This is a genomic window from Roseivivax halodurans JCM 10272 (genome assembly GCF_000521785.1).
GTDB classification, from domain to species: domain Bacteria; phylum Pseudomonadota; class Alphaproteobacteria; order Rhodobacterales; family Rhodobacteraceae; genus Roseivivax; species Roseivivax halodurans.
Map to the genome: position 1 here is coordinate 39895 of NZ_JALZ01000019.1, position 6821 is coordinate 46715.

Annotated in this window: 5 protein-coding genes and 1 pseudogene; 3 read left to right on the forward strand and 3 right to left on the reverse strand. The window is 65.0% G+C overall.

Annotation, left to right across the window (positions count from 1 at the left end):
* The first annotated feature begins 125 nt into the window (after positions 1 to 125).
* The 3 genes from OCH239_RS15160 to OCH239_RS15175 all read left to right on the forward strand — a co-directional run bounded on the left by OCH239_RS15160 (position 126) and on the right by OCH239_RS15175 (position 5766).
* Positions 126 to 1289, forward strand: a complete 1164-nt coding sequence (locus tag OCH239_RS15160) for an efflux RND transporter periplasmic adaptor subunit (RefSeq protein WP_037264472.1) — start codon at positions 126 to 128, stop codon at positions 1287 to 1289.
* Positions 1290 to 1293: 4 nt separating this feature from the next.
* Positions 1294 to 4401: an efflux RND transporter permease subunit gene (locus OCH239_RS15165; RefSeq protein WP_037264474.1), complete on the forward strand. Its 3108-nt coding sequence runs from the start codon at positions 1294 to 1296 to the stop codon at positions 4399 to 4401.
* A gap of 345 nt (positions 4402 to 4746) precedes the next feature.
* Positions 4747 to 5766 carry an ATP-binding protein gene (locus tag OCH239_RS15175; protein ID WP_037264478.1) on the forward strand — a complete coding sequence of 340 codons (1020 nt, stop codon included), beginning with the start codon at positions 4747 to 4749 and terminating at the stop codon, positions 5764 to 5766.
* A 231-nt stretch (positions 5767 to 5997) separates the two neighbouring features.
* Here the strand turns inward: OCH239_RS15175 and OCH239_RS22735 are convergent.
* From OCH239_RS22735 to OCH239_RS23545, 3 genes and pseudogenes are all read right to left on the reverse strand, one after another.
* Positions 5998 to 6108 (reverse strand): annotated as a pseudogene (locus OCH239_RS22735) (IS5/IS1182 family transposase); the annotation flags it as partial.
* Positions 6109 to 6175: 67 nt separating this feature from the next.
* Complete coding sequence (locus OCH239_RS23890; protein WP_425280289.1) at positions 6176 to 6292, reverse strand: phage integrase central domain-containing protein; 117 nt, start codon at positions 6290 to 6292, stop codon at positions 6176 to 6178.
* Complete coding sequence (locus OCH239_RS23545) at positions 6258 to 6665, reverse strand: Arm DNA-binding domain-containing protein (RefSeq protein ID WP_341871951.1); 408 nt, start codon at positions 6663 to 6665, stop codon at positions 6258 to 6260. The genes OCH239_RS23890 and OCH239_RS23545 overlap by 35 nt, the downstream gene beginning before the upstream one ends.
* Positions 6666 to 6821 lie beyond the last annotated feature (156 nt).

Below are 6821 nucleotides of genomic sequence, written 5' to 3' on the forward strand. Positions count from 1 at the left end.
CTGCCAACGTTCCTTGCCGACCGACGACCAGTATCACATCGGCGTGTTGCCACATCACCCGATGTCCGTCGTCCTATAGTGTTTCCGAGCAGAAACCTTCCCCAGGCCGAAATACGGATGCCTACGTGTTCTCATTGATACGCCAAATTCTTCTCTCTGCGGCCCTGCTCGGAGCTGCGCTTTATGTCTGGATCGCTCATGTCCCGGCGGCGCAACCGGCGCTCGACCGCCTCGGGATACTCGATGCCCTGGGGATCGAGATGCAGCAGGCCTCACTCGAAACCGCCGGCCCGGAGCGGAGCGCCGACAAAGGCCCGCGCGTGATCGTCGCCGACGTCGAGGAACGGGTCCTCGAGGACCGGGTCACGGCGATCGGCGACGGACGGGCGGTGCGCTCGGTCACGGTGCGGTCCGAAGCGGTGGGGCTGATCACCGATCTGCCGGTGACCGCCGGGCAGCGCGTGGAGGCGGGCGACGTCGTCGCGCAGCTCGACGACGAGGCCGAGAGGATTGCACTGGAGCGGGCGAGGCTGATCCTCGAAGACGCGCGGGTTGACGAGGCGCGCCTGCGCCAGCTCCGCGGCTCGGGCGCCATCACCGAAGTCGCCTCCCGAGAGGCGCAGCTGGCGCTCCGCACCGCGGAGCTCGCGGAGCGGCAGGCGATCTTCGATCTCGAGCAGCGCCAGGTGATCGCGCCCATCTCCGGCGTCGTCGGGATCCTCGACGTGGAGATCGGCGACCGCGTCGCCGCCCGGGAAGAGCTTGCGACGATCACGGACCGCTCGGTGATCCTCATCGATTTCCGGATCCCCGAGCGGGTGATCGGCCGGGCCTCCCTGGGCATGGAGGTCGAGATCACACCGCTGGGCTTTGCCGATACGACGCTCGCGGGCGAGATCAGCGCCATCGATACCGTGGTCGACCGGGCCAGCCGCACCCTGCGGGTGCAGGCGCAGGTCGAGAACGCCGAGGATCGCCTGCGCGCCGGCATGGCCTTCTCGGTCGCCCTCACCTTCCCGGGAGAGACGCTGATCGCGGTCGATCCGCTTGCCCTGCAATGGTCGAGCGAGGGCGCCTTCGTCTGGGCGGTCCGGGACGGCAGGGCGGAGCGGGTTCCGGCGTCGATCGAGCAGCGCAACAGCGGTGCGGTGCTGGTCGATGCGGATCTGCAGGCGGGCGAGCGGGTCGTGGTCGAGGGCGTCCAGACCCTGAGGCCGGGCTCCGAGGTCAGCATCACCGAGGGCGCGACCGCGCTGCGCGAGGGGCAGACCCCTCCGCCGCGGCTGTAGGCCCATGGCGGAGAACCCGTCCCCCTCCCGTGCCCGCACCTCGGGCATCGCGGTCTTCGTCCGCAGGCCGATCCTCGCCTTCGTTCTGAGCGCGCTCATCGTGATCGCCGGCATCGCCGGTCTCTTCGGCGCCGAGATCCGTGAATTGCCGAACGTCGACCGGCCGGTCATCTCGATCACCACCGAATTTGCGGGCGCCTCGCCGCAGACCGTCGACCAGGAAGTGACGGGGCGGATCGAAGGCGCCGCGGGACGCGTCTCGGGGGTGCGCAACATCTCGTCGAACTCACGCTTCGGACGCAGCCGGGTGACGCTCGAATTCGACGACAGCGTCGATATCGACGTCGCGGCCACCGATACCCGCGACGTGATCGCCCGGATCGCCAACGACCTTCCCGAAGGGGCCGACGCGCCGGAGGTGGTCAAGGCCGATGCCGACGCCCAGCCCGTCATGCGCATCGCCGTGACCTCGCCGGGACGCTCGCCGCAGGAGCTGACGCGCCTCGTCCAGGACCGCGTCGAGGACCGGCTGATCTCGGTCGCGGGGGTTGCCGACCTGCAGATCTACGGTGATCGCGAGCCGATCTTCCGGGTCGATATCGACCAGCTCGATCTTGCGAGCCGCGGCCTCACCCTCGCCGATATTCGAGCCGCGCTGACCGACATCGCCTATGACGCGCCCGCGGGCGGCCTGACCGGGGACCGTCAGACGATCAACGTCCGTACCACGGCAACCGTGGCGACGCCCGCGGCCTTCGAGGCCCTGCAGATCCGCGAGAACGTGGTTCTCGGCGACGTGGCAGTGGTCACTCTCGGGCCGGAGCCCGACGAGACCGTCCTGCGCGCCAATGGCCAGACCGGGCTCGGCATCGGCATCGTCCGCCAGGCGACCAGCAACACGTTGGAGATCTCCGCCGATGTCCGAGCCGCCGTCGCCGAACTCGACCAAACGCTGCCGGACGACGTCTCGATCTTCGTGACCTCGGACGATGCCACCTTCATCCGCGGATCGATCGAGGAGGTGCTGACGACGCTGGGTCTCGCGGTCGCCATCGTCGTCGTGGTGATCTTCCTCTTCCTGCGCGATCTGCGCGCGACGCTGATCCCCGCGCTCACTCTGCCGGTCGCCCTGATCGGAACGCTGGCGGCGATCTATCTCGTCGGCTTCTCGGTCAACATCCTCACGCTGCTCGCACTCGTCCTCGCGACCGGCATGGTGGTCGATGACGCCATCGTCGTGCTTGAGAACATCGTGCGCCGGCGCTCCGAGGGGATCGGGCCACGCGCGGCGGCGGTCCTCGGCACCCAGCAGGTCTTCTTCGCGGTCGTCACCACCACCGCGACCCTTGCCGCGGTCTTCGTCCCGCTGTCCTTCCTGCCGGGCCAGGCCGGCGGCCTCTTCCGGGAATTCGGCTTCACCCTCGCCATGGCGGTGATGCTCTCATCGCTCGTCGCGCTGACGCTCTGCCCGGTCCTCGCCAGCAAGCTCCTGCGCCGTCCGCCCGAGACCCATCCCAGCGGGCCGCTGATCTGGCTGGGGAACAGGCTCGCCGGCGCCTATGCCGCGACGCTGCGCGTGGCCCTCGCCATGCCTTTCGTGATCGTGACGGCGGCGGCGCTCTTCGCGCTGACCGCCATGTTCGTCGCCGGCGGAATACGGCAGGAACTGACCCCGTCCGAGGACCGCGCCGTCGCCCTTCTCAGCGTCACCGCGCCGCAGGGCGTCTCGCTCGACTACACCACCTCCAAGATGGGGGAGATCGAGAGTCTGGTGCAGCCGCTGGCGGAGGCCGGCGAGATCACCAACGTCTTCTCGATCACCGGCTTCGGGGCCGAGAACCGCGGCTTCATGGTGTTCTCGCTGGCCGAATGGGACCGACGGGAGCGCGGCCAGCAGGAGATCGTGAACGAGATCAACGGCAAGCTGAGGGACGTCATCGGGGTGCGGGCCTTCGCGATCCAGCCCAACTCGCTCGGGATCCGGGGCGCCGGGCGCGGTCTGACCTTCGCGGTCACCGGCGACAGCTACACGCAGCTTGCCGACATCTCCGAGGAGCTGGTCGCGCGGATGCAGGAGATCCCCGCCATGGGGCAGGTCCGGCTGGAATACGAGACCACCCAGCCGCAGCTCTTCATCGAGATCGACCGTGCCCGCGCCTCCGATCTCGGCATCGACATCACCGGTCTCGGGGACGCCCTGCGCGCGGTGCTCGACGGCCGGTCGGTGGGATCGATCTTCCTCGACGACACCAGCTACGACGTGCAGATGCTCTCGACCGCCAATCCGGTCAACGATCCCGGCGATCTGGAGAACATCTTCGTTCAGACCCGCGACGGGCAGATGGTGCCGATGGCGAGTTTCGTGCGCCTCGAGGAGCGCGCGGTGGCGCCCGAGCTCGACCGCGAGGGGCAGAACCGTTCGGTCGAGATCTCGGCCGGGTTGACGCCTGAACTCGCGCTCGGATCCGCGCTGGCGGAGGTCGAGCGCCTGGCGGAGGACATCCTCGGCGAGCAGAACCGCATCGTGCCCCTGGCGGAGGCGGCGGAGCTCGACGAGACCTCGAGCGGCCTCGCGCTCACCTTCGGCTTCGCGATCGTGGTGGTGCTGCTGGTGCTCTCCGCCCAGTTCGAGAGTTTCATTTCGGCCATCGTGATCATGGTCACCGTACCGATCGGCCTCGCCTGCGCCGCCTTCGCGCTGCTCTTCACCGGGCTCAGCCTCAACGTCTATTCCCAGATCGGCCTCGTCATGCTGGTCGGGATCATGGCCAAGAACGGGATCCTGATCGTCGAGTTCGCCAACCAGCTGCGCGACCGGGGCCAGGACGTGGGCAGCGCGATCCTCGATGCCGCCACGATCCGGCTGCGCCCGGTGATGATGACCATGGTCTCTACCGTGCTCGGAGGCGTGCCGCTGATCCTCTCGTCCGGCGCCGGCGCCGAGGCGCGCGAGGCCCTGGGCTGGGTGATCGTCGGCGGTCTCGGCCTCGCCACCGTCTCGACGCTCTATCTCACCCCCGTGGCCTATCTCCTGCTCGCGCGCTTCTCGAACCCCCGCGCAGCAGAGGAGCAAAAACTGGAAGCCGAGCTCGAAGCCGCCGGCACGGTCTGATGCGCGAGAGCTTTCGAACGTGTGGGCAACCTTCGCGATCTCGCGCTGTTCAACCTGGCCATCGACAGCAAGCTGCAAGCTTGGTCGTTGGTCAACAGGTGGAAGGTCGGGGTGAGTGTGCGCAGGTCGAGTTCTACGAAGGCGAAGAAGTCCGCGTCTCCCTTGGTTTCCATGTCGATCACCCGGCGCAAGATGCCAGCTGATCGTTCGAGCAAGTGCCAGCGCAAGTACACCTCCGACGCGGTCCGCTGAGGGGACGGATGAACCGTCAGGTCGGGCCACTTCAGCGCCAGACCCTGACGACATCAAGACCATGACCTTCGGCCCCATCAAGGACAGCAAGCTGTGACCAACCCTTTCATCATCCCCTCGTTGGCAAACCTGAATGCGGATCTGGCACAGCGGCATTTCCCGCTCGCCAGGGGCGAGGAACTTCAGCAGACCTTCGCGCAACTTTTCAGTCGCCACCTGGGGCGTCTGCAGTCCGGAAAGGGCTTCGAGGCGCGCAGCCTCTTGGTCACGGGGCTGTCCGGCTCGGGCAAGACCGCCGAGATCACGGACATGCTGAACCGCTTCAACGAGAGTGCTGTTGCCATGCCGGACGGCAAGGATGCGAGGTTTGCGCGCTGCGTGCTTGAGGCGAAAGGGAGTTGGAAGGACCTTGGCCGCAAGACACTGCACGCCTTGAGCTATCCTATTACGAACAAGACCCGCCGGACACAGTTTGAGATCTGGGATTTGGTTATCAAGCAGGCCAAGCTCCAGGGCGTCATCGGGATCTACTACGACGAGGCCCAGCATATCATGCGTGGCAAGTCGGATGCCGAGGTTCTGAGCGTCTTGGATGCCTTCAAGACCCTGATGAAGTCACACGACTGGCCGCTGATGCTGATCCTTTCGGGCGTGCCGGAACTCGGCGACTACGTGGAGCGCGAGCCACAGCTCGATCGGCTGATGACCAGGATCGAGTTCCAGGAAATCGATTTGAGTAGTGCGCCTGGGCATCCGGCACGGGACTACGAAACCCTCAACGAAATCGTCGGCAGCTACGCCATCAGCGCGGGGCTCGATGTCGATGCCAGCCTGCCGACTGGAGATTTCCTGCACCGCCTCGCGACTGCCGGCGCATTCAGGTGGGGCCTGGTCATCGACATGGTCGTCGATGCTGTGGCGCTTGCGGTTGCCAGGAGGGCAGGGGTGGTTGAGCGGTCAGATTTCGTGGCGGCCTGGTGCGAGAAAACCGGAATGAACCAGCTGGCGACGCCGTTTACCCATGATAGCTACGAGAGGATGTTTCGGAGGGACAAGCCGTTCCGGGCCGCCATCGGCACCTGGATCTTCCAAGAAAATTCAGTCTTCGAGTAACCCGCGCTTCGGCGCGGGTTTTTTTATGCCTGGAAGCTGCTGCACGGATGGCCTCATGGGCTAAGCCTCTGACGCTGCGTAGCCCTTTGGCTTCTGCGCAGGCTTATGCTTTCAACCAGCAACGCTTGCCGAACAAGTTATTAAAAATGTTTATGAATTCCTTTCGCCGAATCGAAAACGGAAGCATAAGTCTGCGCAAGTGGTGTCAAGGGTGAAACGTACCGGCGGCACCCACACAATGTCCGGATCGAACCAGCTGGTGAGCGAGCCACGCTGCTTGAGCGCTTTATTGTAGCACGGCCAGTTCTTGGTCTTGTAGCTCGGCGGATTAAGTCTGTTCAGGACGCCCCAGCTAGCATGCTGGGTTCACGAGATTAATCCTACATCCGCCTTTGCGCAATAAAGCCGTTCAGGTGGGGGAGAGGACCTGCAGAACCTCGGGCTGGTCGATCTCGGAGACTGGTAGGCGGCCGATCTTCGGAAAGGCATATTCAGCGAGTATGTTGATCCACTGCTTGCTGGCCATGCTTCGGGTTCTTCCAAGTCGGTAGACGCTCTATGTGGACTTGACGGGGGATCTCCTCGAAGCAAGGTACTTCCTTTTTACTACGGAATTTAGGCTTCAAACCTTGCTTAGCTAGGCGCCGGTACTCAAGCGCACGCTCGCGGGCGACGGTCAGTGTGATGCTGTCAGCGCCGCCGAGCCCGAAGTCGGTTCGGTTAGGCTTGCCCTCACGATTGCGCTGCCCCTTGACTGTGACGCGCACAATCCAGCGGCGGGCACCGGATGGGTGCACGACGAGGTATAGGCCGTTGACGTCGCCGTGCCGCCCTGGTCCGAGCGTGCGGACGAGGTTCTTGCTTAGTTTACCGGAAGTGCAGGCCAACGGACGTACCACCTTTCATACCACGGAGCGAACAGCACCGAGCGCAATCAAAATGACGCGAACGCAAATAGGCGCATAAGTCCATAGACTTATACGCTAGCAAGCGCCTCAAGACCATTCAATTAAAATGGTAGGTGGCGGAGACGAAGGGATTCGAACCCTCGAGAC

Excerpts from the sequence above, each read along its gene's own strand:
- OCH239_RS15165 (WP_037264474.1), top strand. The coding sequence starts at position 1,294 with ATGGCGGAGAACCCGTCCCCCTCCCGTGCCCGCACCTCGGGCATCGCG.
- OCH239_RS23890 (WP_425280289.1), bottom strand. The coding sequence starts at position 6,292 with ATGGCCAGCAAGCAGTGGATCAACATACTCGCTGAATATGCCTTTCCG.